Here is a 25,210-nt window from a genome sequence, read left to right on the forward strand (position 1 = left end):
AATTGTACAGTGTCGCCGTGCGATTTATGTTAAACACCTAGCGGCTGAAAATTTGAGAATTTATATTGTATTTTATATTATTGAGCGGCAGGGGGGGTAAGGATGTATTGCTAATAGTAGATTTCCGACATTGGATAGAGTATTACTAAGGCACCCTTAACTTACCCGCTTAGGGGAAGAGATATCTCCTTAGTGTGCTATAATTTATACTAATATGTTTGAGTAAGCATGCCCATTTTATCTCCATACACTTTCTGAGAGTTACGGTTTTTCTGCCATCAGTTGGTACTCTTCCGGCGCAGGTTGTTCAGGGATTCATGAGGCCGTTCGTTGTTATTTTCTATCAGTCAGCGCTATGTAAATTCCGTGCTTCATTCAGTGTTCTTAACAGGTAAAAATCAAGGACTTATGTCCGGTTGAACCGTTCGTTAAAAGCGTTTTGTGTTGGCGTACACGGCTTGATAAATTCGAGCTGCGCGCCATGTTCTTCAGCCCATTGAGCCAGCGCCAGTGAGACCAGTTCCGGTCCTTTGTACATCCGCATCTTCAGAGGATAGCTGCGGTTTATCAAGATCCTGTCCAGCACCCTGACGATTCGCTGAGCCGGGATATTCAAATCAAATTATATCGTCAGAGCTTCACGGTTAAAATCATCCATCACATTGAAGGTCCGGTAACGTCTGCCACTGACCAGAGCATCGTGCATAAAATCAATCGACCAGTCTGGATTATTGCCTCTGGTGTCACCAGCCAGGCCGGATTACGTGCTGGCAAACGTTGCTTTCCTTTACATCTGAAATTCAGTTTCAGCAGGCAGTAAACCCGCTTAGGATTTCATACATGGCCTTGCCGGCAAATGACCTGAAAAGCTTCTTAAACCGTATCACGGATAGCGCCCGGCGGGTTCCGTAAGGGCTTCAATAACACCGTCATTACGCCGTGTATCCGGTTTGTAGAAGAATACCGTCCTGCTCAGTGATAATGTCCTGCATTCCTGGCGTGTGCTCATTGTAAACTGCGAAATCAGATAATGGACGAGCTCACGCTTTATCACTGGTTTTAAAGATTTTTTTCGATAACGTCTTTCAGTGCGTGGTTTTAAAGATTTAGATCAGCGAACATCTGTTTGATACGCCGGTTTTCTTCTTCCTGGTCCTTCATTTCCTGGATATCAGAAGCTTCCATTCGGCCATATTCAGCTTTCCGGTTGTAATAGCTTGCTTCTGAAATTGCGGCCTCGCGGTAGACATCCTTCACCGTTCTGCCTGCTTCAACGGACTTCAGAACGGCGATAATCTGGTGTTCAGTAAATCGGCCTTTACGTTTAGCGACCTCCTTCAGTAAACATATTCAGTATGTCTGAAGATCTCTAAAAATGAATGGTTCTTTTTACAGGAATGCTTACACAACTTCAGAACGCGTAGCGGTTTCGACTATTGCGACAAAGCGAGCTTCTTCAGATTATTGTTCACTTTTTTTCGGCGACGGGCACCGGTTTACCCTCTGATTGCGCCAGTTATACAGGGTAGCTTCCGATATTCCTTCCATCTGCGCAACGGCTTCAGCCTTTGTAAGAGCCTTTCGTGCTACACTGTCCCTCTGATGTAATCCTCTGATTTACTGATATAAGCTGTGATCCTGCTCTTAAATCCGGCTTCAGCACTTTGTCCCTTCTCCCCCCAGCCAGCATACTACTTCCGGTTTAGACCTAACCGTGAGCTTTCCTTCTTCCTGTACTGTGCTCTCGGTGAATTCAGACAGGGGTGTATCTTCATTAACTGCTATCAGGAGTGGTTATGACATGGACGTATCGGGTGAGTACCCGGATGTTTTTCCATAACGGTATTTATCGGTTTTCTGCTTTGTATGCCGGAGCTCAGGGTTATAAGGATGATTCACAGTATCAATACCTTATTAACAAACGGCCTCTCCCTGCGGGCAAATACCGGATTGCCGCACCGGTTAACTCTTCAACTACAGGTTATTATTCCCTGCCACTGATACCGGATGCTGCTAACCAGATGTGTGGACGAAGTGCTTTTATGATCCATGGCGATAGCCGCAGGGACCCCGGCACAGCATCGCAGGGATGTATTGTTATGGATCCACAACACCGCAGAGCTATCTGGCTGAGTAATGACCATGAGTTAATCGTTCTATGAAAATCTATCCTTTAATTCTTGCGCTGTTTACCGGTAACGCCTGCGCAGACAGCACACCTTGTGCTGTTCCGGGGGCTGCACCGGAAATCATGCTGAAAGACCAAATCGAAAAAGACACCGGATTGGTCACCCGAAAATTTCCTGTTCCAGTGATGAAGGTGTTATCTACAGTCGCGGCCGGGGATTTACTGGCGGGCCAGTTAGCGGATGCGTCCTATGCGGCAGCCAGCAAGCTCCCGGGAGGAAGCATTCTTACCCGGGATGATTATTTCCGCATCTTTACAGAGGCGCATCCCGTGCTGGAGACGGTTCGTTATATCTATCATTTCCCGAATAACAAGACGAATATTTATATTGCGGCTTCGATTATCAATGATAATGAATGTTCGGTGGCATTCGCAGGGTATATTACTCAGCGACGGGATTTCTGATGTCCTGGTGTTTTAATGTCTCCTGGTGTGGGTATCAGCCCTTAACTTCCCAGGGCTGAAATTTCTTCGCCTTTTTTATCTGCCGGCAGGGTAAAGGGGATTTCATTTTATATTGAATTTTCTATTTTATTCTTATCTCCGGTATTTTTTCTCTTAATGGCCTTTTTACTTTCTGCCTTCTACCCGCTGTTTTAACCCTCCTTACTTTTCTTAGTAACCCTTTTAGCAATAGCTCAATTAAAATCCTACATTGTTTGCATTATTATTGTGATCCTGGTCGTCATTTCAAGCGAATACACTTTTCACATATCGATTTAAAAGTAATTCTGACACTGATTACTTTTATTCAGGAGAGTGTTTATGAAATGGACGTACATTATATCTGACAGACAATTTCTTCGTGAGGGGGTTATCAGTTCAGTGCCCGTTATGCCGGTGCTCCCGGTTATAAAGATCAGGACCGTTATCAATGTCTTAAAAATAAGGGACCATTACCTTCGGGTACATACCGCATTGGTTCGCCTTATATTTCTTCTGCCACAGGGCCTTTCACTCTGCCGTTACTGCCGGACCCCGATAATAATATGTGCGGGCGGGAAGCGTTTATGATCCATGGAGACAGTCTGACCTTACCAGGCTCTGCCTCGAAAGGATGTATCGTGATGGCACGTTCTTACAGAGAGCGGATTTGGCAAAGCGGGGACCGCTGGCTGGTTGTAAAATGAACGCGTTAGCCGGATTATTAATACTGATCCCCGGGGTTTCTTATGCCAGCAATCCCTGTGTGGTCTTAGGGGCTTCGGTTGAACTGGGCATGACTTCTCAGTTATCTGAGGACACAGGCCTCAGTCATGCAGTTTTAGGCGCAGCAGAAATGGAACAATTAAGTTCTGTGCCGGTCGGCCATTTTCTGGCGATGCAGTATGCTGTCGCTGACCATACCCGTGACACAAAAAGACCTGGCGTCACCACTCTTAGTATCGACCGTTATCATGATATTTATTTCGGTCAGCAGGCAGTCAACCTGACGGTGAAATATACCTATACCTCAATGGCAGGTAAGAGGAACATATATATCGGGACGTCAATTGTGAATAGTGACGAGTGCTCCATCCGTTTTAATGGCTATATTACGGTGCAGCGTGAATTTTGATGTATTCAGTCTGGACATACCTGCCTGAATTTTTAACAGGATGCCTGCCTTGCCGCGTTAAATCAGTTCTTAACGTTAAAATATTATTGTGAGGTGAATTATGACATGGACGTACATTGTTTCGGAGAGAAAATTCTACCTGAATGACGTTTATCAGTTTGATGCAATGTATGCGGGTGCCCCCGGGTTTAAAAATATTCCTGCATTCCAGTGTATAAAAAATAAAGGGCCGTTACCTGCAGGGACTTATACCATTAATCCTCCGCGATACTCTCCACTCACCGGACCTTACAGTCTTCCGCTCATTCCACATAGAGATAATGCGATGTGCGGCAGAACGGGGTTTGTGATCCATGGTGATAGCCAAAAGTTTCCCGGCACGGCCTCAAAGGGTTGTATTGTTGCAGATTTCGGCTATCGCCGGACGATATGGAATAGTGGCGATCATCGGCGGGTCATCAAATGAAAATTATCCGCGGTATATTTTTACTTTTTCTGCTTCCCGGCTCAGCGATTGCCGCCAACCCTTGTGTGGTGCCAGGGTCGGCGGTGGAACTTGAGATGACCCGGAAAATGCTGGAGGATACGGGGCTCACTGCGGCTGTATCGGGCTTGCCGATCATGGAGCAACTGGCAGAAACGCCTGTCAGCCAGCCACTGGCATTGCAATACGCAGCAGCTTCCCGCACGAGGGATCAGTTGCGATTGGGAGATATTGTGTTAACACTGGACGATTATTTCAGCACTTTTTATGATTATCACGCGGTTAACCTGGTTGTGAAATACACTTATCTTTCACCGGACAGTAAAAAAAATATTTTTATCGGGTCTTCCCTGGTTAACGAAGAAGAGTGCTCCATCCGTTTTAACGGCTATATCACGGTGCAGCGTGAGTTCTGAGCTAACGGAGATGAGTTAAGCAGAATTTTTGGATATTGAAAAATCCATACTCACTGTGCGGAGGGTGTATTGATCAGCAGCTGACTGATGTTATTAACTATTCTGTCTGTTATCTGCCGTGCAGTGATTTCGGTCTATCGTTTAATTCCATTAAATCTGTTTCTGATTATCAATATTTTTTCATTTTGTGATTCAGATATCTTTAATATTTTGTTTTTTATTATCCGGGGTTTTATTTAAAGCGTTTTTTTGTCCTGATGGAAATTTAATTTGCGCTGGATCCCGGTTTTAATATCTTTCGCCAGAAAGAGCGCTTCTTTCCGGAATGATTAGGTTACGTTCTGTTGCTGAAAAACTTCAGAAACAGAGAGTAACCCATGTGGAAACTTATCAATCCTGTACAGCATTATGACTGGGGCAGTAAAACAGCATTAACTGACTTATATGGCATCAGTAATCCGCATAACCAGCCGATGGCCGAACTCTGGATGGGGGCTCATCCGGCAGCCAGTTCCGGGGTGGTGATTGACGGCCAGCCGCAAAGCCTGCAGTCGCTGATCTCGGCCGACAACACCGGGATGCTCGGCCCGGCAATTTCAGCAAGTTTTGGGCGTCTGCCGTATCTGTTTAAAGTCCTCTGTGCTGAGAGCGCACTCTCAGTTCAGGTACATCCGGATAAGCGTTCGGCCGGACTGGGATTTGCCCGGGAAAATCAGGCCGGTATTCCGCAAGGCTCCCCGCAACGTAATTATAAAGACGATAATCATAAGCCGGAGCTGCTTTATGCGCTGACCCCGTTTCTGGCGATGAACGGTTTTCGTGAGCTGAGTGAAATCACGGCATTATTTCGTCATCTTACCGCTATCCACCCACAGATCGCCGCGTTCGTCCGGCACCCGGACAGGAATGCCCTGCAACAGCTGTTTACCTGTCTGCTGCGTTTGCAGGGGGAAGAGAGAACACAGGCGCTGCAACAGCTTGATGACTGCTGTCAGCGACAACAGGGGCCCGCCTGGGACGCGGTACAAACACTCCGCCAGCATTACCCCGATGACGCGGGGCGTTTTATGCCGCTATTGTTAAATGTGCTGCAGCTGGCACCGGGGGAGGCTATGTTTCTGCATGCCCGAACTCCGCATGCTTACCTTTCCGGCAACGGGCTGGAAATTATGGCTAATTCCGATAACGTCTTACGGGCCGGCCTTACCAGTAAGCATATAGATATTGATGAATTAGTCGCTTCTGTGGATTTCAGTAGCCGTCCCGCGTCCTCTCTGCTTACCCCGCCGGAGTTACTGCCCGGCGAGCAGGCTTTCCCGGTCCCGGTCCCTGATTTTTGTTTCTCGGTGGCAGAATTACCGCCATCGCCACAGCCGGTCCGCTGGCAGGGGCCGAGGATATTCTTTTGTCTGCAGGGAAGTGCCCGCTGTACCGCCGGGGGACAAACCCTGGGTTTATCCCCGGGGGAATCATTATTTATTCCGGCCTCAGAGCAGGAGGTTTTACTCAGCGGGCAAGGCAGGGTTGCCGTGGCCTATACCTCATGCCTTCCCCGGTAGCCGCTAACCTGGTGACGCAGGGGGAACATGAGCACTGTTTTCTCATAAGAGTAATTTAAGAAATAAATTAATCACTCAGATAAAAATAATTTAATGAAGCTTATCATCAGCCAGCGCTAACACGTTTATGCCGGGAAATAATGTGATTCAGCAACGGTTTTTATTTTTATACTTTATTTTTAATAATGTTTTTTCGTGCGCGGATTAAATTAATTCCCTCAGTTTACCGTGTGTCATCACATATTTTATTTTTTTCAGGTAATAAAATAACTTCGTTTTGAAACCGCTTTCCTGATATCTGCGCGGATTTGAAGATAACAATGGCAGATACAGGACCTTTGAGATGTAGTGCATACGGGAGGTAGCAAGTGACTATTGCTATTGTCATTGGTACTCACGGTTGGGCTGCCGAACAGCTGCTGAAAACCACAGAAATGCTATTAGGTGAGCAGGATAACGTCGGCTGGATCGATTTTGTGCCCGGCGAAAATGCTGACACATTAATTGAAAAGTATAACGCTCGTTTAAACACACTGAATACTGAAGAGGGAGTGCTTTTCCTCGTCGATACCTGGGGAGGAAGCCCGTTTAATGCCGCCAGCCGGCTGGTGGTCGATAAAGAGAATTACGAGGTGGTGGCCGGGGTCAATGTTCCTATGCTGGTCGAAACCTTTATGGCTCGTGATGATCACCCGACCCTGGAGGCTCTGGTGGCTGTTGCGCTGGAAACCGGCAGGGAAGGGGTTAAGGCATTAAAACACACTCCAGAGACGGTCCCGGCCACAAAACCGGTGGTTAACGCTGCCTCTGCTGTTCCTGCAACCCCCATGTCCGATAGCGATTACATGAAGATTGGTCTGGCCCGCATTGATGACCGCTTAATCCATGGTCAGGTAGCGACCCGCTGGACCAAAGAAACAAATGTCTCGCGCATTATTGTCGTCAGTGACGAAGTCGCTGCTGATGAAGTCCGTAAAACGTTACTGACTCAGGTAGCCCCTCCGGGAGTCACCGCCCATGTGGTGGATGTCGCCAAAATGATCCGGGTTTATAACAACCCGAAGTATGCCGGTCAGCGCGTCATGCTGCTGTTTACTAATCCGGCGGATGTAGAACGTCTGGCGGAAGCCGGCGTAAAAATCACCTCGGTCAACATCGGGGGGATGGCATTCCGGCAGGGTAAGACCCAGGTAACCAATGCGGTCTCGGTGGATCAGCAGGATATTGATGCCTTTAACAAGCTGAATGCCCGTGGCATTGAGCTGGAAGTGCGGAAGGTTTCCAGCGATCAGAAACTTAAAATGATGGATCTCATTGGCAAGATCGCACAGTGATCGGCTGTCGCAGATGCCATTGAATCAGATTAACCTCACAGGAGAAGTACAATGGAGATCACCACACTTCAGATTGTACTGATATTCATCGTAGCCTGTATCGCCGGTATGGAATCGATACTTGATGAGTTTCAGTTTCACCGTCCGCTGGTGGCCTGTACCTTAGTCGGGGCTGTCCTCGGTGATATGAAAACAGGGATTATTATCGGCGGTACACTGGAAATGATCGCTCTGGGATGGATGAATATCGGTGCGGCCGTGGCGCCGGATGCTGCGCTGGCCTCGATTATCTCAACCATTCTGGTCATCGCCGGGCATCAGGGGATCGGTGCCGGTATTGCACTCGCCATCCCTCTGGCCGCCGCCGGACAGGTGTTAACCATTATTGTTCGTACCATTACCGTCGGCTTCCAGCATGCGGCAGATAAAGCCGCAAATAACGGCAATCTGACGGCCCTGTCCTGGATACATGTCTCGGCATTGTTGTTACAGGCAATGCGTATCGCTATTCCGGCGATCATTGTCGCCATCTCAGTCGGTACCAGCGAAGTTCAGGGTCTGCTGAACTCAATTCCTGAAGTCGTGACCAACGGTCTGAATATTGCCGGTGGCATGATAGTGGTTGTCGGTTACGCCATGGTTATTAACATGATGCGTGCAGGCTACCTGATGCCTTTCTTCTACCTGGGTTTTGTGACCGCCGCCTTCACCAGCTTCAACCTGGTGGCGTTGGGGGTTATCGGTGCAGTGATGGCTATTCTCTATATCCAGCTCAGCCCGAAATATAATCGCTCTGCTGCAGCGCCTGCCGCCGCACCGGGCCGTAATGACCTTGATAACGAACTCGACTAAGAGGTGAGAGAAATGGTTGATTCAGCTCGTCCGACAGTTAAAAAACTCACCCCCGGCGATATTCGAGGCGTATTTATCCGTTCGAATCTGTTTCAGGGGTCATGGAACTTTGAACGTATGCAGGCGCTGGGGTTCTGTTTTTCGATAGTTCCGGCTATCCGTCGCCTGTATCCCGAAAACAATGAGGAGCGTCGCCAGGCGATTAAACGTCACCTGGAATTCTTCAACACCCACCCGTATGTTGCCGCGCCGGTACTGGGGGTGACACTGGCCCTTGAGGAGCAGCGTGCGAACGGTGCGCCGATAGATGACGGTGCCATCAACGGCATCAAAGTGGGTCTGATGGGGCCGCTGGCCGGGGTCGGTGACCCTATCTATTGGGGAACCGTCCGTCCGGTATTCGCGGCACTGGGGGCCGGTATCGCCATGAGTGGCAGCCTGCTTGGGCCTTTGTTGTTCTTTATTCTGTTTAACGCCGTGCGTCTGCTGACACGGTATTACGGAGTGGCCTATGGTTACCGTAAAGGGGTGGATATTGTTAAGGATATGGGCGGCGGATTTCTGCAAAAACTGACCGAAGGTGCCTCGATTCTCGGGCTGTTCGTGATGGGTGCGCTGGTCAATAAATGGACCCATGTGAATATCCCGCTGGTCGTTTCTACCATTACGGATCAGACCGGCGCTGAAAAGGTTACCACCGTTCAGACGATACTGGACCAGTTAATGCCGGGGATGATGCCTTTACTGCTGACCTTTGCCTGTATGTGGTTGTTACGCAAGAAAGTGAATGCATTATGGATAATCATTGGTTTCTTCATTATCGGTATTGCCGGGTATTCCGTCGGTCTGCTCGGGTTGTAATGTAAAACTCATACGGGGGCAGCCATGCCCCCGTTTTTTCAGGAGCTACCTATGTCTCTGACAGATGCTGCCCTGTTACTGTTCTCCGTCAGCCTGATGGGCGGGTTGTTCTTTGAACAGGTACTCACCGGCTGGCTGAAAGGAAAGACGTTACTCAGGGTCAGTTTGTTGCGCACCAAAGCTACCGATAGCACAATATTTATCGTGCTGGTGGGCATTCTGCTCTATAACAACGTGGTATCGGCCGGCAGTCCGCTGACAAACTGGTTGCTTTCGTTACTGTTGCTGTGTGGGATTTATCTGGCGTGGATACGGCGACCGGTGCTGTTATTTAAACCGGCGGGCCTGTGGTACGGCATGATGTATATTGCCTATTCACGAATTCAGCAGCTGAATCTGTCCGAAGACGGAGTCCTGGTGGTCGGGCTGGGGGAGCGTAACCTGCTGATCCGTGTCAGGGATATTGATTCCCTGCAACAGATTTATCATACACTCAGTACCCTGCGGGCCTGAGCCTGAGTGGCCGGAGACTTTACGACACTGACTGTAAATAAAAAACGTATGATTTGTTTGGTAGTTGTCGCTCCGGACGGCACAATAGCGATTATTTTGCTCTGTAGTGACAAAGCCGAGCCTGGCACAGTCATGCTTACTCAATGGACTTATGTACTATGAAAATCGCAATTGCCGGTACCGGCTATGTAGGGCTTTCGAATGGTATTCTGCTGGCACAGCATAATGAAGTGGTCGCATTAGATATCGATCAGGCTAAAGTCGATAAACTGAACCAGAAGATCTCCCCGATTGCAGACCAGGAAATCGAACACTACCTGGCGACCCGCGAACTGAACTTTACAGCGACTACCGATAAGCAGCAGGCGTATCAGGGCGCAGATTTTGTGATTGTTGCCACACCGACGGATTATGACCCCGTTACTAACTACTTTAATACCAAAAGTGTCGAATCTGTTATTGCCGACGTGCTGGCGATGAATCCGCAGGCGACCATCGTCATCAAGTCAACCATACCGGTCGGGTTTACCCGCCAGCTGAAAAAGCGTCTGGGGGTAGAGAACATTATCTTCTCTCCGGAGTTTTTACGTGAAGGCCGTGCCCTGTACGATAACCTTTATCCATCCCGTATCGTCGTCGGTAGTCAGTCAGAAAAAGGTAAAGTCTTTGCTGAACTGCTGGTCGCAGGGGCCGAAAAAGAAGATATCCCGGTGCTGTTTACCGATGACACTGAAGCCGAAGCCATCAAGCTGTTCGCCAATACCTATCTGGCATTGCGTATTTCTTATTTCAATGAACTGGACAGTTATGCAGAACACCATGGTCTGAACAGCCGCCAGATTATTGAAGGTATTGGCCTGGATCCGCGCATCGGCAACCACTATAACAACCCGTCCTTTGGCTACGGCGGTTACTGTCTGCCGAAAGATACCAAACAGTTACTGGCAAACTACCAGAACGTGCCGAACAATATTATCAATGCCATTGTCGATGCTAACCGCACCCGCAAAGATTTTATTGCCGAAAGTATTCTGAAACGTAAACCGAAAAAAGTCGGGATCTACCGCCTGGTGATGAAAGCCGGGTCCGATAATTTCCGTGCGTCTGCTGTTCAGGGCATTATGAAACGCCTGAAGTCCAAAGGGGTTGAGGTGATGGTGTATGAACCGGTGCTGAACGAGCCTCTGTTCTTTAATTCCCCGGTGACGCATGATGTCAACGAGCTCAAGCAGCAGTGTGATGTCATTATTGCTAACCGCCTGGTGGACGAGCTGAAAGATGTCAGCGATAAAGTGTACACCCGCGATCTGTTTGGCAGCGACTAACTGTTACTGACACTGGCCCGGCTCTCCGGGCTGGTGTTGTCGCCTTAGCGTATCCCGCTGCCAGCCGTCGGGCTGCCTGTAGTGGACCTTTCTTACCTGAACTCTATCCTTACTGCCAATGAGCTATAGCAGCACTTCATCGCTAAAATAAGGCCTATTCTGATAATCAGTGTTTTCGTTATCACGCTAGACTAAGTATGAATCTTCGGAGCCCGGGCGCTAACGAAAAGTCTTGCTGAGCGGATAAATGCAGGTGATTCCTCAATAGTATGGGAGAATAACTAACGCAGTTTATCCGGTCAGATTACCGTATGCCATGTGGATAAGCAGCGTTCTGGTTCCGGCAACGGTTTTTACGTGTTATACCTCTGTATTAAGTGAATCTATTATTATGAAAATTATTGTTACTGGCGGTGCAGGATTTATCGGCTCGGCAGTCGTTCGCCATATTATTCAGAATACCACCGCCCATGTAACCATTGTTGATAGCCTCACCTATGCAGGCAATATGGACTCACTGGCCCCTGTTTCCGGTAATGATCGTTTCAGCTTTGAACATCTTGATATCTGTGATCGTCCCGGACTGGACAGGTTGCTGACACATTTCCAGCCGGATGCCATTATGCATCTTGCTGCGGAAAGCCACGTTGATCGTTCCATCGACGGTCCGGCTGAATTTATTAATACCAACATTCTGGGCACTTATCATCTGCTGGAAGCGACCCGTCACTACCTGCAACATACCCGAACGCGGGCCGATGAAAAATTTATTTTCCATCATATTTCCACCGATGAGGTCTATGGTGATCTGCAACGTTCCGATGATTTCTTCCGGGAAGATACACCTTATGCCCCCAGCAGTCCCTATTCCGCCTCCAAAGCTGCCAGTGACCATCTGGTCAGGGCCTGGGGTAAAACATACGGCTTACCCGTGATTGTGACAAATTGCTCAAATAACTATGGTCCGTATCATTACCCTGAGAAATTAATACCGCTCACGATTATCAATGCATTAACGGGTAAGCCTATCCCTGTCTATGGTAACGGGCAGCAAATCCGGGACTGGTTATATGTAGAAGACCACGCCAGGGCGCTCTGGGAAGTTATCAATCACGCCAGTGTCGGAGAAACCTATAACATTGGTGGCAGCAATGAGCTGACTAATCTGGACGTTGTCCAGCGTATCTGTGGGTTGCTGGAAGAATTACATCCGGCTAAGCCTGCGGGCCTATCCGGTTATAGTGATCTGATCACATTCGTGGCTGACCGGCCCGGACACGACAAACGTTATGCTATCGATGCTACAAAAATTCTTACCAGCACAGACTGGGTCGCCAGGGAAACGTTTGAAACGGGTTTACGCAAGACAGTGACGTGGTATCTGGAAAATCAACATTGGTGGCAAAGTGTTCAGGTAAAAAATGATGGCTGGCAGCGACAGTGCGTCACCAGATAATGAGGAGTACAGAATGAAAGGAATTGTGCTGGCGGGTGGTACGGGAAGCAGACTCTATCCCATAACCCAGGGGGTATCGAAACAGCTATTACCGGTCTATGACAAGCCCATGATCTATTATCCGATTTCGGTACTTATGCTTGCCGGGATAAGAGATATTCTGGTCATTACAACTCCGGAGGATATTGAATCCTTTCGTCGACTGTTGGGCGATGGTTCCAGCTTCGGCATCCATATTAGCTACAGGATCCAATCCCGTCCCGCGGGTGTGGCAGAAGCATTTCTGATTGGCGAAGATTTTATCGGAAAAGAACGTTGTTCTCTGGTGCTTGGCGATAATATCTTTTTCGGTCAGGGATTTGGCAGTAAATTACTGAATGTCGCAGCCAGAAGCCTTGGGGCGACAGTCTTCGGGTATCAGGTAAAGGATCCTCAGCGATATGGTGTTGTTGAGTTCGATGAGAATACGGTTGCTCTGTCACTGGAAGAAAAACCACAGGTACCCCGTTCAAACTGGGCCGTTACCGGGCTTTATTTCTACGACGCTCAGGTGGTCGATATGGCTAAACAGGTTAAACCATCTGCCCGCGGAGAACTGGAAATTACCACAATTAACCAGATGTATCTGGAAGCAGGGTTACTGAATGTGGAACGTCTGGGAAGAGGTTTTGCCTGGCTGGACACCGGGACGCATGAAAGCCTGCTTGATGCTTCACAGTTCATACACACTATCGAAGAACGTCAGGGGTTTAAAGTTGCCTGCCTGGAGGAGATTGCTTATCGCAATGGCTGGCTTTCAATGCAACAGGTCGCTGAGCAGGCCAGGAGATTAGAGAAAACGGGCTATGGCTATTATCTTTCACAACTATTAGACAGTCATTAAGTGCGTATCAGATGAAAGTACAGGATACTTTAATTGCAGATGTTAAAATTATCCAGCCCGCCGTATTCGACGACGAACGCGGTTTCTTTCTTGAGACATTCCAGAAAAATCGTTATCTGCAGGCCTTAAATATTACTGAAGATTTCGTTCAGGATAACCATTCCCGTTCGGTTAAAGGGGTTCTTCGTGGTTTGCATTTCCAGCGCCACTATCCGCAGGGAAAACTGGTTCGTGTCGTACGCGGGGAAATATATGATGTAGTCGTCGATATTCGTCCCGAATCCCCTACCTATGGCCGCTGGGTCAGTGCCAGTCTTTCCGGAATTAACAAATTTCAGTTATGGGTTCCGCCAGGTCTGGCCCATGGATTTCTGGTATTGTCTGATACGGCCGACGTCGAATACAAATGTACCGCCCCCTATGTTGCCGGTGACGAGGGATGTCTGCTCTGGAATGATCCTGCCGTCGGGATTATCTGGCAAACGGATCAGCCGATACTTTCAGCTAAAGATCAGCAAGGGAAACCTCTGGCAGAGCTGACAGGATGAAAGTACTCATTTGCGGCGCTGACGGACAACTCGGTCGCTGTTTATTACAGCATTATCCCTCGCATTGGCAGGTCACGGCGACTAACCGATCGGTACTGGATATAACGGACCCTTACCGGGTGAAAGCGCTGATAGAGAAGACGCACCCACATTTCATCATTAATGCTGCTGCATATACTGCCGTAGATCTCGCAGAAGACGACCCGGAACATGCCAGAGCAGTAAACACCGATGGGGTGAAAAATCTGGCAATTGCTGCCAAAAACTGTGGTGCGGGCATTCTTCATATCTCCACCGATTATGTTTTCGATGGTGACTCCTCCTCGCCCTATACCGAAGATACCCCGGCTAATCCCCTGAATATTTACGGGAAAACAAAACTTGATGGGGAACTTGCGCTATCCGAAATTCTGCCGGATTCACTCATCATAAGAACCAGTTGGCTCTTCAGTGAATATGGTAATAATTTTATGAAAACCATGTTAGCGCTTTCAGGAAAAAATACGCCACTAAAAATAGTGTCAGACCAGTATGGTTGCCCGACCTATGCGGGAGACCTGGCCACGGCCATCATATATTTACTGGAGAATCACGTTAAACCCGGCCTCTATCACTATTGTGGTAATACACCGGTGAGCTGGTACCAGTTTGCTGAGTTTATTTTTGAACAAAGCTATAAGGCGGGATTATTACATCTGCCTCAGACATTACAGGCTATCACCCGTCATGAGTTTGGCCGCCCGGCGAAGCGTCCCGCCCGTTCGGTTTTATCTAATAAAAAGTTAGCCGATATGATGCACATTCCGGACTGGCATAACGCCGTGATCAAGGTCATACATCAGTTAAAAAGTGAACGTCAGGAATAGCTTTGTACCCTGTTTTTAACAGGGTTCGGGCAGCAAGTTAACAAGGTCTCGGATGAACCCCGGGCCAGTGACCTTAGCGTATTTCGCTCCCTGCGGTCAGTCTGTCAGCACAGGATTTGACTCTCTTACCTTCAATCATACCCGTTCGTCGTCTGTCCCGGCGCTGCAAAGACAGGATACCCGCGTCCGGAACGGTATTGATCTTCAGGGACACAGGTGATCAAATGCGATTATTACCCGTTATCATCATGCCGGGTCTGTACAATCAGGCCTGACGACTCAATGCTGGTGGGGATGCTCTCCGTTGAATCGTTTATTAACAGCAGAAGAGCGTGATGTGAAGTTACAGACAACCTGCACGATGACGGTTTTCTCCCCCTTCAAAGTACCGACATAAACAGAGCCCTGAGGGTCTGTTCTGCGCCAACACGTTGACTCAAAGTCACATTCGGTCCGTTGGTATCCTATAGATGTCAGATAATTTTCTATTTTACGGGTATCGTTCGTATCGTAAAATTTGACGGCATACACCTGCGTCGCAGGTCCTGTGATGTTTGCAAAATCAAAGGAATAACGGGCAGAAATTCGCGGCATTTTTCTCAATATTTCAGGAGTATAAAAATCATACTCCCGCTTATCCTGCTCAGTATAGTGAGCACTACCCGCGAATTCCATTTTGACCCATGGCCAGGCCTGGGTGAGAGCGACAGCAGTAATGAAAATTGCACTTCCGGATACCTTAAGAGACTTACGCATAGGGCAATACTCCACCTTTAGCTTTGTCTGTATATGAACCCTCAGCACTGGCAATACCCACTATTCCCGAATGGAAGTCACTCCGGAGACTGACGGTTGTCATAAACGGGCATACTTTTAACGACAGAAGCAGCACGCATGGTTTTCTGTACTTCCTGTCCGCTATTTACTCCCGGCGTTTTGAATTCATCGACCAGATTGTGCAGCATTTTCTGTTCGCAGCAGGCTGGTTTACAGGACGTGTGATCTGGTTCATCAGCAACGGGATGATAAAAACAGGTAAGCTTTAAAGGACAGGTAAGCAGTCAAGAACAGGAAAGCAGCAGAGGGCAGGGAACAGAGACCATGTTTCTGGCTGACCGGTTCTGTATAGAAATCTCCGGCGACTCCCCGAAGAGAGCTGCCGGAGGGCGTGGCGATTATTGCTGGTGGCGTTTACGATCCGCCAGTAACTGATCGACAAACTGTGTATCGGCAGGCTGTTCCGCCTCAATTCGGGCGATGGTATCGGCAAACTGCGGCAGGTATTTTTTATGTGCGTACAGTAACTGGTCCAGCACCTGTTTTGCGGTTTCCCCGGCCCGGATCAGCGGGTTAATGGTAAATGCATGCAGGGCAGCCCCGTAGTCACCATTGACCGCCGCCTCAATCACGGTCTGTTCCATCGCCTTCATAATCTGCAACATACCGCGCGCAGCCGGCGGGAATGTGCCCCAGTTCAGTGGCTCGGCACCGTGTGAAGTAATAACCGCGGTCACTTCGGCAATGCTGTCATAAGGTAAATCGGTCAGGGCACCGTTATTACGGGTACTGACCACCATCATTCTGCGGCTGTCATTATGGATAGATTCGATCAGATCGCAGGCGGCATCACTGTAATGGGCCCCTCCGCGCTGAGCGAGTTCTTCAGGTTTTTCCTTCAGGTCAGGATTTTTGTACAGCTCAAACAAGCGGTTTTCTGTCGCTTTTACTACTTCTGCACGGGTAGCATACGCCTCAAAATCGGTGACTGAATGCTCCAGCATCTGCTGTTCCAGATAGTAGTAACGGTGATACCCGCACGGCAGAATGGAAAGATGGCGAACCAGTTCAGGATAGAAGGGGATCTGGTGAATATTCGTCAGCCCTTCATTCTGCATATGCTGGCCATAGATAGCATCAATCAGCGCCCGGGTTTGTTCTTTGCCGTGGCGGTCCCACACGCGGTGCCAGTGGAAATGATTCAGGCCGGCAAATTTAAAAAATAATGACTCTTCGGGCTGATTGAGAATTTTCTTCGCCTGTTCGATATGGCTGAACGGGACATTACACAAACCGATTGTCTTTTCCCAGTGTCCGTAGCGGATGGCGGCTTCAGTGACCATGCCGGCCGGATTGGTGAAGTTCACCAGCCAGGCCTCCGGGCACTGTTCACGCATATCTTTAATAATATCCAGAATCACCGGAATGGTCCGGAAGGCCTTAAGGATCCCGCCGGCACCGTTGGTTTCCTGACCCAGAAAACCGTGTGATAACGGGATACATTCATCTTTCTGACGCGCTTCCAGTAACCCGACCCGGAACTGGGTCGTGACAAAGTCGGCGTCCTTCAGCGCGGCTTTCCTGTCCAGGGTCAGGCGGATTTGCCAGTTCAGACCGGCGGCCTCGACCATACGACGGGCCATATCCCCGACAATCTGTAGCTTTTCTTTACCGTCTTCAATATCAACCAGCCAGATCTCGGTAATGGGTAATTTTTTCTGGCGCAGAATCAAACCTTCAATCAGTTCCGGGGTATAACTGGAACCTCCTCCGATCGTAACAATTTTCATCAGGCATCCTTACTCTGTGAGGTGAGTGTATTAAACTTCCGGTGCAGGCAGATGATCTCCTCAGCCATTTCGCGGCATTGCATGGCGTTCATAATATGGTCCTGGGCATGGACCATGATCAGGCTGACAGGGATTTTTCCGCAGCCTTCATCTTCTCCTATCATTCGGGTCTGAGCGTTATGACATTCGCGGGCGGCATCGTCCGATTGCTTTAATAAGGCCGGGACCTTGTCCCATTGCCCGTGACGAGCGGCACTGATGGCTTCCATCGCACAGGACTTTGCTTCTCCGGCACTGATGATTAAGCTGATGAGCATCTCTTCATCGATTTTCATATCACTCCTCCCCGGCAGTTTCTGCGGCCAGCAGGCTGCGCTCGTACATTTTATAAAACGGGTAATAGATCACCGCGGAGATCACGATCAGCAGGATCACCAGCAATGCGGCGTTGATATTCCAGCCGGCAGCCCAGGCGGCGCCGATCGGCCCGGGGGCGGTCCACGGCACCAGAGAGACAATATGTTCCACCAGGCCATATTTGATGGCGAACCAGGCCAGAATGCCGTTGACCATCGGACTGAGGATAAAGGGGATAAAAAACAGGGTATTCATCACAATCGGCGAGCCGAAAATCACCGGTTCATTAATATTGAAGATGGCCGGGACCAGCGATATTTTCCCGATAGAACGCAGGTGGGCAGATTTACTGCGCAGATACAGCAGGACCAGGCCCATGGTGGCACCGGAGCCGCCGAACAGAATGAAAAAGGCCCAGAACGGCTCAACGAAAATACGCTCCGGTGGCAGGCCATTGGCCATATTCATCTGGTTCAGACCAATATTCGTCAGCCAGAACGCCTGGAATACGCCACCGACGATACTGGCCCCGTGGATCCCGGCAAACCAGAGGACATGACAGATAACCACCGCCAGGATCACCGCCGGTAGAGAGTCTGACGCCGAAAGCAGCGGGCTGAATACCGCCATGATGGCCTGTGGGATAAGCATGCCGCTGAAAGCCTGAACGCCCAGGCTGACGGGAAACAGCACGATCAGCATCAGGGCCATCGGGATCAACTGGTTAAACGATTTACGGATATTATCCGGTACCTGTTCAGGCAAACGGATACCGATATCTTTCAGGTGCAGCAGCCGCGAGATTTCGGTAATGATGATGGCGATGATGATCGCGGTGAAAATGCCGGTTCCGCCGAGAAAACTGCTCGCCATCACCCCGTCAGTCATCGGGCAGCAGAGCAGCATAAACGCCGCCAGAGACAGTAAGGCAATATTCAGCCCTTCCAGTTTATAATGACGGGCCAGGCAATAGGCGACGGCAGGGCAGATATAGACCGAAATAATACCCATCGTCATATTATAGGGCGTCAGTAACTGTTCTTTATATTCGCTGGCAAACCACAGCCAGCCACGGGCAATAAAAAACGTATTACCTTCGGTAAAGGGCGGGTAGGCAAATATCAGAACAAAGGATCCGATAATCATAAATGGCATGACGGTAATAAATCCGTCACGGATAGCCATAATATGGCGCTGAGAGGAGAGTTTTGCCGCAAGAGGCAGCATAAACTTTTCCAGCGACGTGAAAAGCTTGTTGATATCCATATAACCCCCGGGGGTGCGTTACATCGCTAAGGCGGATTCCAGAACTTTATCACCGCGCATCATTCCGTAATCCATGGTGTTAATGACCGCAACCGGGATATTGAGGGGGGCCAGTTTTTCCTGAATATCAGCGAGTTTATATTTTATCTGCGGCCCGAGCAGGCAACAGTCACACTGGTGGATATGGTTTTCCAGCTCGCTGATACTGATGGCATTGATCTCTACTGCCAGGTTGTTTTCGCTGGCATGTTTCTGCATACGAGCGACCAGCATGCTGGTGGACATTCCGGCTGCGCAACACAGTAATATTCTTTTCATGGTGGTTTCCCTGTCGTAGTGAATGTCATCCTGAACGGAATATGAAACCGTTATTTTATACCTCAGGGCAGTGCGGAATAGTGTGCGGGTAATCACACCGAATGAGAATGAGTGCCAAGGAGAAATTAAAACGGCACAGAAATAATTATCCGATTTATATTATTAACGTTACCGGTAAAGCCTTTCGGTTATTTACTGGCGGTTTCAGTTAATTTTAATAATAAATCAATAAAAGGAAAAATTCCGGTGGTTGCATTTCTACCGGTGATAATGTCATCCCGACGAGGCACCCGCGGGTGATAAATGCCGTGGCGGTCCGGTTATTATTGCTGTCAGTACAATAATCCTTTGCAGTTTTCACTCTTTGTCCTTCCCGGCGCCTGTGCTTTACTTAATGAATAAAAATATGATCTATCACCGTTCAGCCACCGGCACTCTGTGCTGTCACGCGCTGAATTCATCACCTGTAACAGGAGTCGTTATGCCCATCGCTTTGCTGGCTCTGGCACTCAGTGCCTTTGCCATTGGTACGACTGAATTTGTCATCATGGGATTACTGCCGGATGTCGCCGGTAACCTGCATGTGTCTATCCCGTCGGCAGGCTGGCTGATTAGCGGATATGCCCTCGGCGTCGCTATCGGCGCCCCGGTCATGGCGGTGCTGACGGCCAGGCTGCCGCGTAAGCGAACCTTGCTGTTACTGATGCTGATTTTTATTCTCGGTAATCTGCTGTGCGCCACCGCGTCGGGCTACGCATTCCTGATGCTGGCCCGGGTGGTGACGGCGCTCTGTCATGGCGCCTTCTTTGGCATCGGTGCCGTGGTGGCTTCGCGGCTGGTGGCGCCGGAGCGGCAGGCATCGGCGGTAGCCCTGATGTTCACCGGCCTGACGCTGGCCAATGTGCTGGGGGTGCCGCTGGGCACCTGGTTTGGTCAGTTATATGGCTGGCGTGCCACCTTCTGGGCGGTCAGTGGCATCGGTCTGCTGGCGTTTATTGCGCTGCTGGTCAGCCTGCCGGTGGATAAAGACGAAAAGCCGGTGTCGCTGATGCGTGAAGTGCGGGCACTGAACAGCGGTAAGCTGTGGCTCTCTCTGCTGACTACGGTCTGGTTTTCTGCGGCGATGTTTGCTCTGTTCAGCTATATCGCACCGATACTGATACAGATCACCGGTATCAGCGCAGACGGTGTCAGCTGGACGCTGTTCCTGATGGGCGCGGGCCTGACGCTCGGTAACACGCTGGGAGGCCGGCTGGCCGATCACAAATTATCGCTGAGTCTGCTGCTGAGTTTTATTTTGCTGACCGTTTTTTCATTACTGTTCCGCTGGAGCAGCGGGGAAATATTACTGGCAGAGGTGACATTGTTCCTCTGGTCGATGGCAGCGTTCTCTCTGGTGCCGGCACTGCAGATAAACGTGGTGCGTTATGGTCATGATGCCCCGCATCTGGTGTCTACCCTGAATATCTCTGCCTTTAACCTCGGCAACGCGCTGGGTGCCTGGCTGGGCGGCGTCGTGATCGGACACAGCGCGGGGCTGCGTGGGGTGCCTGTGGCGGCCGCCCTGCTGGCACTGGCGGGGCTGCTGACCACCCTGATGATCTTCCGTGGCGGTTCGCGTGCGGCGGGTCAGCAGGCCCACCCATAGCCTTTACCCGTCCGTCTGTAACTGTCGCGCTATCTGCCGGACGAATTGTCCGGCCTGTTGCTGCAGGTGATCGATAAATGCCCCGGTCAGCGACGATTCCGGACGATGCAGCGGACGGATCAGACTGACCGTAAAGGGGACGCTGATGCTGAACTTCCTCATCACCACCCCCTGTCCGGCATAATCGAGCGCAGTCAGCGGGTTAATGATCGACACCCCGACCCCCGCCTTCACCATGGCACAGACCGAGGCGGCGCTGTGCGTTTCCATCCGTAACTGCCGGCTGACATTATGTTCCCTGAACAGGGTATCCAGCAGCTGGCGATAGCTGTCATCCCGCGACAGGCTGATAAAGGGTAACCCTGAAAAATCCTGCGGGGTGAGTTGCGGCCGGGCCGCCAGCGGATGATGCGCCGGCAGCACACAGACCTCATCGACCGTCAGCAGGGGCAACAGCCTGGTGCCGGCGGGTTGCTGAGAGGTTTCCGTCAGGCCCAGATCATACCGCTGGGCCGATAACCACTCTTCAAGCAGCGGCGATTCACGCGGGATAATATTCATACTCACCCCGGGATAGCGCTGCAGAAAGGGCTGGCACAGTGAAGGCAGCAGTGACTGACAGAAGGCGGGCAGACAGGCCACCGAAAGTTCGGCCTGATGAAAATCCCGTAATCCTTCCGCCGTCTCTCTGATGCGCTCCAGACCATACCAGCTGCGCTCAACCTCCTCGAACAGGCGCAGAGCCTGTACGGTCGGCTGCAGCCTGCCGCGCACACGGCTGAACAGCGTCACTTCCAGCTGCTGTTCGAAGCGGGCCAGCTCACGGCTGAGGGTCGGCTGTGATGTATGCAGAAACTCTGCCGCCTGAGTCAGATTGCCACGGGTCATAATGGCATGAAATATTTCAACCTGACGCCAGTTAATTTTTTGCATTCCCTGTTTACCTTGTCAGCGCTGCGCCCGCTGTGGCGATCGCGCAGCGCCTCTGTGGCCGCGTTTCTCTGCCGGTATCGCAGGGCAGAGCCGCGGTGATTCAGAACATCGTATTATCATTGGCGGCGGTTGCCGGGACATCCTGAACCGAATCCCAGTGCTCGACTATTTTACCGTCTTTCACACGAAAAATATCGACAATGGCCCGTCCGCGATCGTCCGGATTACGTACCGAATGGACCCGCAGAAATACGCGGTCTCCGTAAGTGCCGTACTGACTGATCACGGAGTGTGCCTGCGGGTTCGCTTTAAAATAGCCGGCAAAGTATTTCACAAAAGGCGCGCGGCCATCGGGAACATGAGGATTATGCTGTTTATAGCCGGCGGAGAGGTCTCTGTGGGCGGCGCTGAGATTATGGTCATTAAAGAACTGATCATAAAAGTGATAGACCAGTTGCAGGTTGCGGTTTTCCTGTGCCAGGTTTCTGACCGGCTGAGTGTCAGAGGGCGGCGGAAAAGGCTGACTGGCGGCGGCCAGTGTGCTGGCTGAACAGAACAAACCTGCGGCCAGAAGCAGTGCTTTCTTCATACATTTCTCTCCGATCCGGGGGGGGGGGGGCGGTAACCGCGAAAAATGGCGGTCCTTAGACTTACAGCGTAATCGATAACCGCCAAATGTGTGAGCATGGCGGAGGGTTCCGTCTGCCGCTCTCTCCGCCATCGCTGTTCATCACTATTAAGTGGCAACCTGGTCCGACTGGCGTGACGATGGCCGTTATCTCAGTAAAAGCATATCAGTAATGAATAGATTAACGATAAATTGATATTTTTCAATATGGCTGGTCTGTGGCTTACTGGAGGCTACCGAACAGGAGAGATGAAATTATGCCGCGCCCGTTAGCCACCACCGAAACCGCCCTAAATCAAAACAATCTGCTGCCGCTGGCACAGCAATACCCGGGGCCTTTCTGGGCTTATGATGCCGGTGTCATCCTGCAGCAGATCGAGAAACTGCGCGATTTCGATATTATCCGCTTTGCCCAGAAAGCCTGTTCTAATATTCATATTCTGCGGCTGATGCGTTCGGCGGGTGTGAAAGTGGATTCGGTATCGCTGGGCGAAATCGAAAGGGCACTGGTGGCAGGCTATCAGCCGGAAGGCGACGATATTGTATTCACCGCCGATCTGCTGGATAACAGCGTACTGCAGCGGGTGGCAGAACTGAAGATCGCGGTCAATGCCGGGTCGGTTGATATGCTGCATCAGCTGGCGGCGGTATCGCCCGGGCACCGTGTCTGGCTGCGTATCAATCCGGGCTTTGGCCACGGGCACAGCCAGAAGACCAATACCGGCGGGGAAAACAGTAAACATGGCATCTGGTATCAGCAACTGGGTGAAGCGTTGCAGGTGATCCGTGACCACGGATTAACCCTCGCCGGACTGCATATGCACATCGGTTCCGGAGTGGATTACCAGCATCTGCAGCAGGTCTGTGATGCGATGGTCGGCCAGGTCATCGAAAGCGGGGCGGATATCCCGGCGATTTCTGCCGGCGGCGGGCTCTCGGTCCCTTACCGTTACGGTGAAGACGAAATCGATACCCGCCACTATTTCAGTCTGTGGAATGCCGCGCGTCAGCGTATTGCCAGCCATCTCGGTCACCCGGTCAAACTGGAAATTGAGCCGGGCCGCTTCCTGGTGGCGCAATCCGGGGTACTGGTCAGCCAGGTGCGGGCGGTAAAACCGATGGGCAGCCGGCATTTTGTACTGGTCGATGCCGGATTCAGTGATCTGATGCGGCCAGCCATGTACGGCAGTTACCATGAAATCTCGGTGATGCCGGCAGATAACTCTGCTGCGGACACGGGGACGTTGCAGGATACCGTGGTCGCCGGTCCGCTGTGCGAGTCCGGGGATGTGTTTACCCAGCTTGAGGGCGGGACCATCGCCCCCCGGGCACTGCCCGCCGCGCGGGTCGGGGATTATCTGGTGTTTCATGACACCGGTGCCTACGGGGCGTCGATGTCTTCCGGTTATAACAGCCGACCGCTGATCCCTGAAGTGATGTTTGAAGACGGGCAGGTGCGTGAAATTCGTCGCGCCCAGACCATCGGGGAATTGCTGGCGTTAGAACTGGACACCGGCGAATAACTCACCGTTGCCGGGCGCCTCAGCCCGGCTCGTTGTACTGCGCGACGGAGTGACGGATCACCAGTGTCGGATGGAACAGGTGTGTCACCGTCGGCAGAGGCTGATTTTTGGACAGCGCCAGCGCCAGCCGGGCAGCCTGTTGCGCCATCGTCACGACGGGGTAGCGGATAGTGGTCAGCCGTGGCCGCACATACCGGCTGACCAGCACATCATCAAAGCCAATCAGCGACATCTGTTGCGGCACCGGAATACTGTTATCGTTCAGCGCCGCCAGCGCGCCGGCGGCCATTGAGTCGTTATAACAGGCGACGGCACTGAAGGTTTTTCCCTGTGCCAGCAGGCTAATCATGGCTTTTTCACCTCCGGTTTCATCCGGCTCACCAAAGGCGACCAGTTGCGGATTCTGCGGGATCCGGTGGTCATTCAGTGCCCGGTAATACCCTGCCAGCCGGTCACCGGCATCCGAAATCGCATGATCAGAGCAGATAAACGCAATATTTTCGTGGCCCTGCTGGATCAGATGGCGGGTCGCCAGCCAGCTGCCGTAGTTATCATCCAGGGCTATGCAACGTGACTCAAACCCCGGCAAGGTACGGTTGATCAGTACAATGCCCGGGATCTGGCGCATTAATCCGGCCAGTTCATCGTCCGGTATCTTCTTCACATGCAGTACCAGCGCTTCACACTGGTGGCGGATCAGTTGCTGTATCGCCAGCCGCTCCTGTTGCTCATTATGATAACCGTTACCGATCAGCAAAAAGTTACTGGTCTGGCTGGCGACTTCATCGACGGCTTTCACCATGGCCCCGAAAAACGGGTCAGCCACGTCGGCGACGATAAGCCCGATGGTTGCGGTAGTCTGCTGAGCCAGCGCGCGGGCATTGGCATTCGGCTGATAGTGCAGTTGCTGCATCGCCGCACGGACGGCCTGACGTGAGGCATCACTGGCTTTCGGAGAATGGTTTAAAACCCGGGAGACAGTCGCGACTGAAACACCGGCAAGTCTGGCAACATCCTTTATGGTAGCCATTAAGTTGAGTCCGGGGGGAGAGTGGCATATCGGGGAAGTGTTACGGAAAACGCCGCGGACTGCAAGCCGCAGAGCTGTCCACGGTCCGATATCGGCA

26 protein-coding genes and 2 pseudogenes are annotated in these 25,210 nt (G+C 50.9%); 18 read left to right on the plus strand and 10 right to left on the minus strand.

The features are described from left to right. Positions 1-261 precede the first annotated feature (261 nt). A pseudogene (locus ABD035_RS09125) lies at positions 262-1,341 on the minus strand (IS3 family transposase). Between the two features lie 455 nt (positions 1,342-1,796). Between ABD035_RS09125 and ABD035_RS09130 the strand changes: the two are divergent. From ABD035_RS09130 to rfbD, 16 genes and pseudogenes are all read left to right on the plus strand, one after another. Beyond that, positions 1,797-2,162 (plus strand): tlde1 domain-containing protein, encoded by a 366-nt coding sequence (locus tag ABD035_RS09130; RefSeq protein ID WP_343869539.1) that lies wholly within the window; start codon positions 1,797-1,799, stop codon positions 2,160-2,162. Beyond that, the gene (locus ABD035_RS09135; protein WP_343869541.1) at positions 2,159-2,593 is read left to right on the plus strand and encodes a hypothetical protein; all 435 of its coding nucleotides are present in this window, start codon (positions 2,159-2,161) and stop codon (positions 2,591-2,593) included. The genes ABD035_RS09130 and ABD035_RS09135 overlap by 4 nt, the downstream gene beginning before the upstream one ends. Positions 2,594-3,081: 488 nt before the next feature. After that, positions 3,082-3,318, plus strand: a pseudogene (locus ABD035_RS09140) (tlde1 domain-containing protein); the annotation flags it as partial. Beyond that, on the plus strand, positions 3,315-3,746 hold the full coding sequence (locus ABD035_RS09145) for a hypothetical protein (protein ID WP_343869543.1): 432 nt from the start codon (positions 3,315-3,317) through the stop codon (positions 3,744-3,746). The pseudogene ABD035_RS09140 and the gene ABD035_RS09145, both read left to right, overlap by 4 nt. A gap of 166 nt (positions 3,747-3,912) precedes the next feature. Next, positions 3,913-4,212, plus strand: coding sequence for a tlde1 domain-containing protein (locus ABD035_RS09150; protein WP_343869894.1), 300 nt, complete (start codon positions 3,913-3,915; stop codon positions 4,210-4,212). Continuing rightward, complete coding sequence (locus ABD035_RS09155) at positions 4,209-4,646, plus strand: hypothetical protein (RefSeq protein ID WP_343869545.1); 438 nt, start codon at positions 4,209-4,211, stop codon at positions 4,644-4,646. The genes ABD035_RS09150 and ABD035_RS09155 overlap by 4 nt, the downstream gene beginning before the upstream one ends. A 377-nt stretch (positions 4,647-5,023) precedes the next feature. Beyond that, positions 5,024-6,205 (plus strand): mannose-6-phosphate isomerase, class I, encoded by a 1,182-nt coding sequence (manA, locus tag ABD035_RS09160; protein ID WP_343869547.1) that lies wholly within the window; start codon positions 5,024-5,026, stop codon positions 6,203-6,205. 368 nt (positions 6,206-6,573) lie between these two features. Further along, positions 6,574-7,539, plus strand: a complete 966-nt coding sequence (gene manX, locus ABD035_RS09165) for a PTS mannose transporter subunit IIAB (protein ID WP_343869549.1) — start codon at positions 6,574-6,576, stop codon at positions 7,537-7,539. Positions 7,540-7,590: 51 nt separating this feature from the next. After that, a complete protein-coding gene (locus ABD035_RS09170) occupies positions 7,591-8,391 on the plus strand; it encodes a PTS mannose/fructose/sorbose transporter subunit IIC (RefSeq protein WP_212714198.1) in 801 nt (266 codons plus the stop codon). Positions 8,392-8,403: 12 nt separating this feature from the next. Further along, positions 8,404-9,252, plus strand: a complete 849-nt coding sequence (locus ABD035_RS09175; RefSeq protein WP_212714197.1) for a PTS mannose transporter subunit IID — start codon at positions 8,404-8,406, stop codon at positions 9,250-9,252. A gap of 51 nt (positions 9,253-9,303) precedes the next feature. After that, entirely contained in the window at positions 9,304-9,765 is a 462-nt protein-coding gene (locus ABD035_RS09180) for a DUF986 family protein (protein WP_343869552.1), read from the plus strand. A 158-nt stretch (positions 9,766-9,923) separates the two neighbouring features. After that, a complete protein-coding gene (locus ABD035_RS09185) occupies positions 9,924-11,090 on the plus strand; it encodes a nucleotide sugar dehydrogenase (RefSeq protein ID WP_343869554.1) in 1,167 nt (388 codons plus the stop codon). A 388-nt stretch (positions 11,091-11,478) separates the two neighbouring features. Next, the gene (gene rfbB, locus ABD035_RS09190; RefSeq protein ID WP_343869896.1) at positions 11,479-12,546 is read left to right on the plus strand and encodes a dTDP-glucose 4,6-dehydratase; all 1,068 of its coding nucleotides are present in this window, start codon (positions 11,479-11,481) and stop codon (positions 12,544-12,546) included. Positions 12,547-12,559: 13 nt separating this feature from the next. Beyond that, on the plus strand, positions 12,560-13,429 hold the full coding sequence (rfbA, locus tag ABD035_RS09195) for a glucose-1-phosphate thymidylyltransferase RfbA (RefSeq protein ID WP_343869556.1): 870 nt from the start codon (positions 12,560-12,562) through the stop codon (positions 13,427-13,429). Between the two features lie 11 nt (positions 13,430-13,440). Beyond that, positions 13,441-13,977, plus strand: coding sequence for a dTDP-4-dehydrorhamnose 3,5-epimerase (rfbC, locus tag ABD035_RS09200; protein WP_212714193.1), 537 nt, complete (start codon positions 13,441-13,443; stop codon positions 13,975-13,977). Then, entirely contained in the window at positions 13,974-14,843 is an 870-nt protein-coding gene (gene rfbD, locus ABD035_RS09205; RefSeq protein ID WP_343869558.1) for a dTDP-4-dehydrorhamnose reductase, read from the plus strand. The genes rfbC and rfbD overlap by 4 nt, the downstream gene beginning before the upstream one ends. Positions 14,844-15,122: 279 nt before the next feature. Here the strand turns inward: rfbD and ABD035_RS09210 are convergent, their stop codons facing one another. From ABD035_RS09210 to ABD035_RS09235, 6 genes are all read right to left on the minus strand, one after another. Next, positions 15,123-15,599 carry a hypothetical protein gene (locus ABD035_RS09210; protein ID WP_343869560.1) on the minus strand — a complete coding sequence of 159 codons (477 nt, stop codon included), beginning with the start codon at positions 15,597-15,599 and terminating at the stop codon, positions 15,123-15,125. 77 nt (positions 15,600-15,676) lie between these two features. Beyond that, the gene (locus ABD035_RS09215) at positions 15,677-15,808 is read right to left on the minus strand and encodes a hypothetical protein (RefSeq protein ID WP_343869562.1); all 132 of its coding nucleotides are present in this window, start codon (positions 15,806-15,808) and stop codon (positions 15,677-15,679) included. Positions 15,809-16,018: 210 nt separating this feature from the next. Next, on the minus strand, positions 16,019-17,410 hold the full coding sequence (locus ABD035_RS09220; RefSeq protein ID WP_212714190.1) for a 6-phospho-beta-glucosidase: 1,392 nt from the start codon (positions 17,408-17,410) through the stop codon (positions 16,019-16,021). Next, on the minus strand, positions 17,410-17,745 hold the full coding sequence (locus tag ABD035_RS09225; RefSeq protein WP_343869565.1) for a PTS lactose/cellobiose transporter subunit IIA: 336 nt from the start codon (positions 17,743-17,745) through the stop codon (positions 17,410-17,412). The genes ABD035_RS09220 and ABD035_RS09225 overlap by 1 nt, the downstream gene beginning before the upstream one ends. A 1-nt stretch (position 17,746) precedes the next feature. Next, positions 17,747-19,033: a PTS sugar transporter subunit IIC gene (locus ABD035_RS09230; protein WP_343869568.1), complete on the minus strand. Its 1,287-nt coding sequence runs from the start codon at positions 19,031-19,033 to the stop codon at positions 17,747-17,749. An 18-nt stretch (positions 19,034-19,051) separates the two neighbouring features. Beyond that, positions 19,052-19,351, minus strand: a complete 300-nt coding sequence (locus ABD035_RS09235) for a PTS sugar transporter subunit IIB (RefSeq protein WP_212714187.1) — start codon at positions 19,349-19,351, stop codon at positions 19,052-19,054. Positions 19,352-19,832: 481 nt separating this feature from the next. On the opposite strand from ABD035_RS09235, the gene ABD035_RS09240 reads away from it, so the two are divergent. Next, a complete protein-coding gene (locus tag ABD035_RS09240; RefSeq protein WP_343869570.1) occupies positions 19,833-20,999 on the plus strand; it encodes an MFS transporter in 1,167 nt (388 codons plus the stop codon). Between the two features lie 3 nt (positions 21,000-21,002). Here the strand turns inward: ABD035_RS09240 and ABD035_RS09245 are convergent, their stop codons facing one another. Next, the gene (locus ABD035_RS09245) at positions 21,003-21,932 is read right to left on the minus strand and encodes a LysR family transcriptional regulator (RefSeq protein ID WP_212714185.1); all 930 of its coding nucleotides are present in this window, start codon (positions 21,930-21,932) and stop codon (positions 21,003-21,005) included. 100 nt (positions 21,933-22,032) lie between these two features. Continuing rightward, the gene (locus ABD035_RS09250; protein ID WP_343869572.1) at positions 22,033-22,521 is read right to left on the minus strand and encodes a nuclear transport factor 2 family protein; all 489 of its coding nucleotides are present in this window, start codon (positions 22,519-22,521) and stop codon (positions 22,033-22,035) included. Positions 22,522-22,817: 296 nt separating this feature from the next. On the opposite strand from ABD035_RS09250, the gene lysA reads away from it, so the two are divergent. Then, positions 22,818-24,083, plus strand: a complete 1,266-nt coding sequence (gene lysA / locus ABD035_RS09255) for a diaminopimelate decarboxylase (protein WP_343869574.1) — start codon at positions 22,818-22,820, stop codon at positions 24,081-24,083. Positions 24,084-24,102: 19 nt separating this feature from the next. Here lysA and galR read toward each other — a convergent pair whose 3' ends face one another. Next, on the minus strand, positions 24,103-25,113 hold the full coding sequence (gene galR, locus ABD035_RS09260) for an HTH-type transcriptional regulator GalR (RefSeq protein WP_212714182.1): 1,011 nt from the start codon (positions 25,111-25,113) through the stop codon (positions 24,103-24,105). Positions 25,114-25,210 lie beyond the last annotated feature (97 nt).

This window comes from Tatumella terrea (assembly GCF_039523755.1).
GTDB classification, from domain to species: Bacteria; Pseudomonadota; Gammaproteobacteria; order Enterobacterales; family Enterobacteriaceae; genus Tatumella; species Tatumella terrea.

Coding starts and splice junctions, on each gene's coding strand:
- ABD035_RS09130 (WP_343869539.1), top strand. CDS start 1,797: ATGACATGGACGTATCGGGTGAGTACCCGGATGTTTTTCCATAACGGT.
- ABD035_RS09135 (WP_343869541.1), top strand. CDS start 2,159: ATGAAAATCTATCCTTTAATTCTTGCGCTGTTTACCGGTAACGCCTGC.
- ABD035_RS09145 (WP_343869543.1), top strand. CDS start 3,315: ATGAACGCGTTAGCCGGATTATTAATACTGATCCCCGGGGTTTCTTAT.
- ABD035_RS09150 (WP_343869894.1), top strand. CDS start 3,913: ATGTATGCGGGTGCCCCCGGGTTTAAAAATATTCCTGCATTCCAGTGT.
- ABD035_RS09155 (WP_343869545.1), top strand. CDS start 4,209: ATGAAAATTATCCGCGGTATATTTTTACTTTTTCTGCTTCCCGGCTCA.
- manA (WP_343869547.1), top strand. CDS start 5,024: ATGTGGAAACTTATCAATCCTGTACAGCATTATGACTGGGGCAGTAAA.
- ABD035_RS09170 (WP_212714198.1), top strand. CDS start 7,591: ATGGAGATCACCACACTTCAGATTGTACTGATATTCATCGTAGCCTGT.
- ABD035_RS09175 (WP_212714197.1), top strand. CDS start 8,404: ATGGTTGATTCAGCTCGTCCGACAGTTAAAAAACTCACCCCCGGCGAT.
- ABD035_RS09180 (WP_343869552.1), top strand. CDS start 9,304: ATGTCTCTGACAGATGCTGCCCTGTTACTGTTCTCCGTCAGCCTGATG.
- ABD035_RS09185 (WP_343869554.1), top strand. CDS start 9,924: ATGAAAATCGCAATTGCCGGTACCGGCTATGTAGGGCTTTCGAATGGT.
- rfbA (WP_343869556.1), top strand. CDS start 12,560: ATGAAAGGAATTGTGCTGGCGGGTGGTACGGGAAGCAGACTCTATCCC.
- rfbC (WP_212714193.1), top strand. CDS start 13,441: ATGAAAGTACAGGATACTTTAATTGCAGATGTTAAAATTATCCAGCCC.
- rfbD (WP_343869558.1), top strand. CDS start 13,974: ATGAAAGTACTCATTTGCGGCGCTGACGGACAACTCGGTCGCTGTTTA.
- ABD035_RS09210 (WP_343869560.1), bottom strand. CDS start 15,599: ATGCGTAAGTCTCTTAAGGTATCCGGAAGTGCAATTTTCATTACTGCT.
- ABD035_RS09215 (WP_343869562.1), bottom strand. CDS start 15,808: ATGCTGCACAATCTGGTCGATGAATTCAAAACGCCGGGAGTAAATAGC.
- ABD035_RS09220 (WP_212714190.1), bottom strand. CDS start 17,410: ATGAAAATTGTTACGATCGGAGGAGGTTCCAGTTATACCCCGGAACTG.
- ABD035_RS09225 (WP_343869565.1), bottom strand. CDS start 17,745: ATGAAAATCGATGAAGAGATGCTCATCAGCTTAATCATCAGTGCCGGA.
- ABD035_RS09230 (WP_343869568.1), bottom strand. CDS start 19,033: ATGGATATCAACAAGCTTTTCACGTCGCTGGAAAAGTTTATGCTGCCT.
- ABD035_RS09235 (WP_212714187.1), bottom strand. CDS start 19,351: ATGAAAAGAATATTACTGTGTTGCGCAGCCGGAATGTCCACCAGCATG.
- ABD035_RS09240 (WP_343869570.1), top strand. CDS start 19,833: ATGCCCATCGCTTTGCTGGCTCTGGCACTCAGTGCCTTTGCCATTGGT.
- ABD035_RS09245 (WP_212714185.1), bottom strand. CDS start 21,932: ATGCAAAAAATTAACTGGCGTCAGGTTGAAATATTTCATGCCATTATG.
- ABD035_RS09250 (WP_343869572.1), bottom strand. CDS start 22,521: ATGAAGAAAGCACTGCTTCTGGCCGCAGGTTTGTTCTGTTCAGCCAGC.
- lysA (WP_343869574.1), top strand. CDS start 22,818: ATGCCGCGCCCGTTAGCCACCACCGAAACCGCCCTAAATCAAAACAAT.
- galR (WP_212714182.1), bottom strand. CDS start 25,113: ATGGCTACCATAAAGGATGTTGCCAGACTTGCCGGTGTTTCAGTCGCG.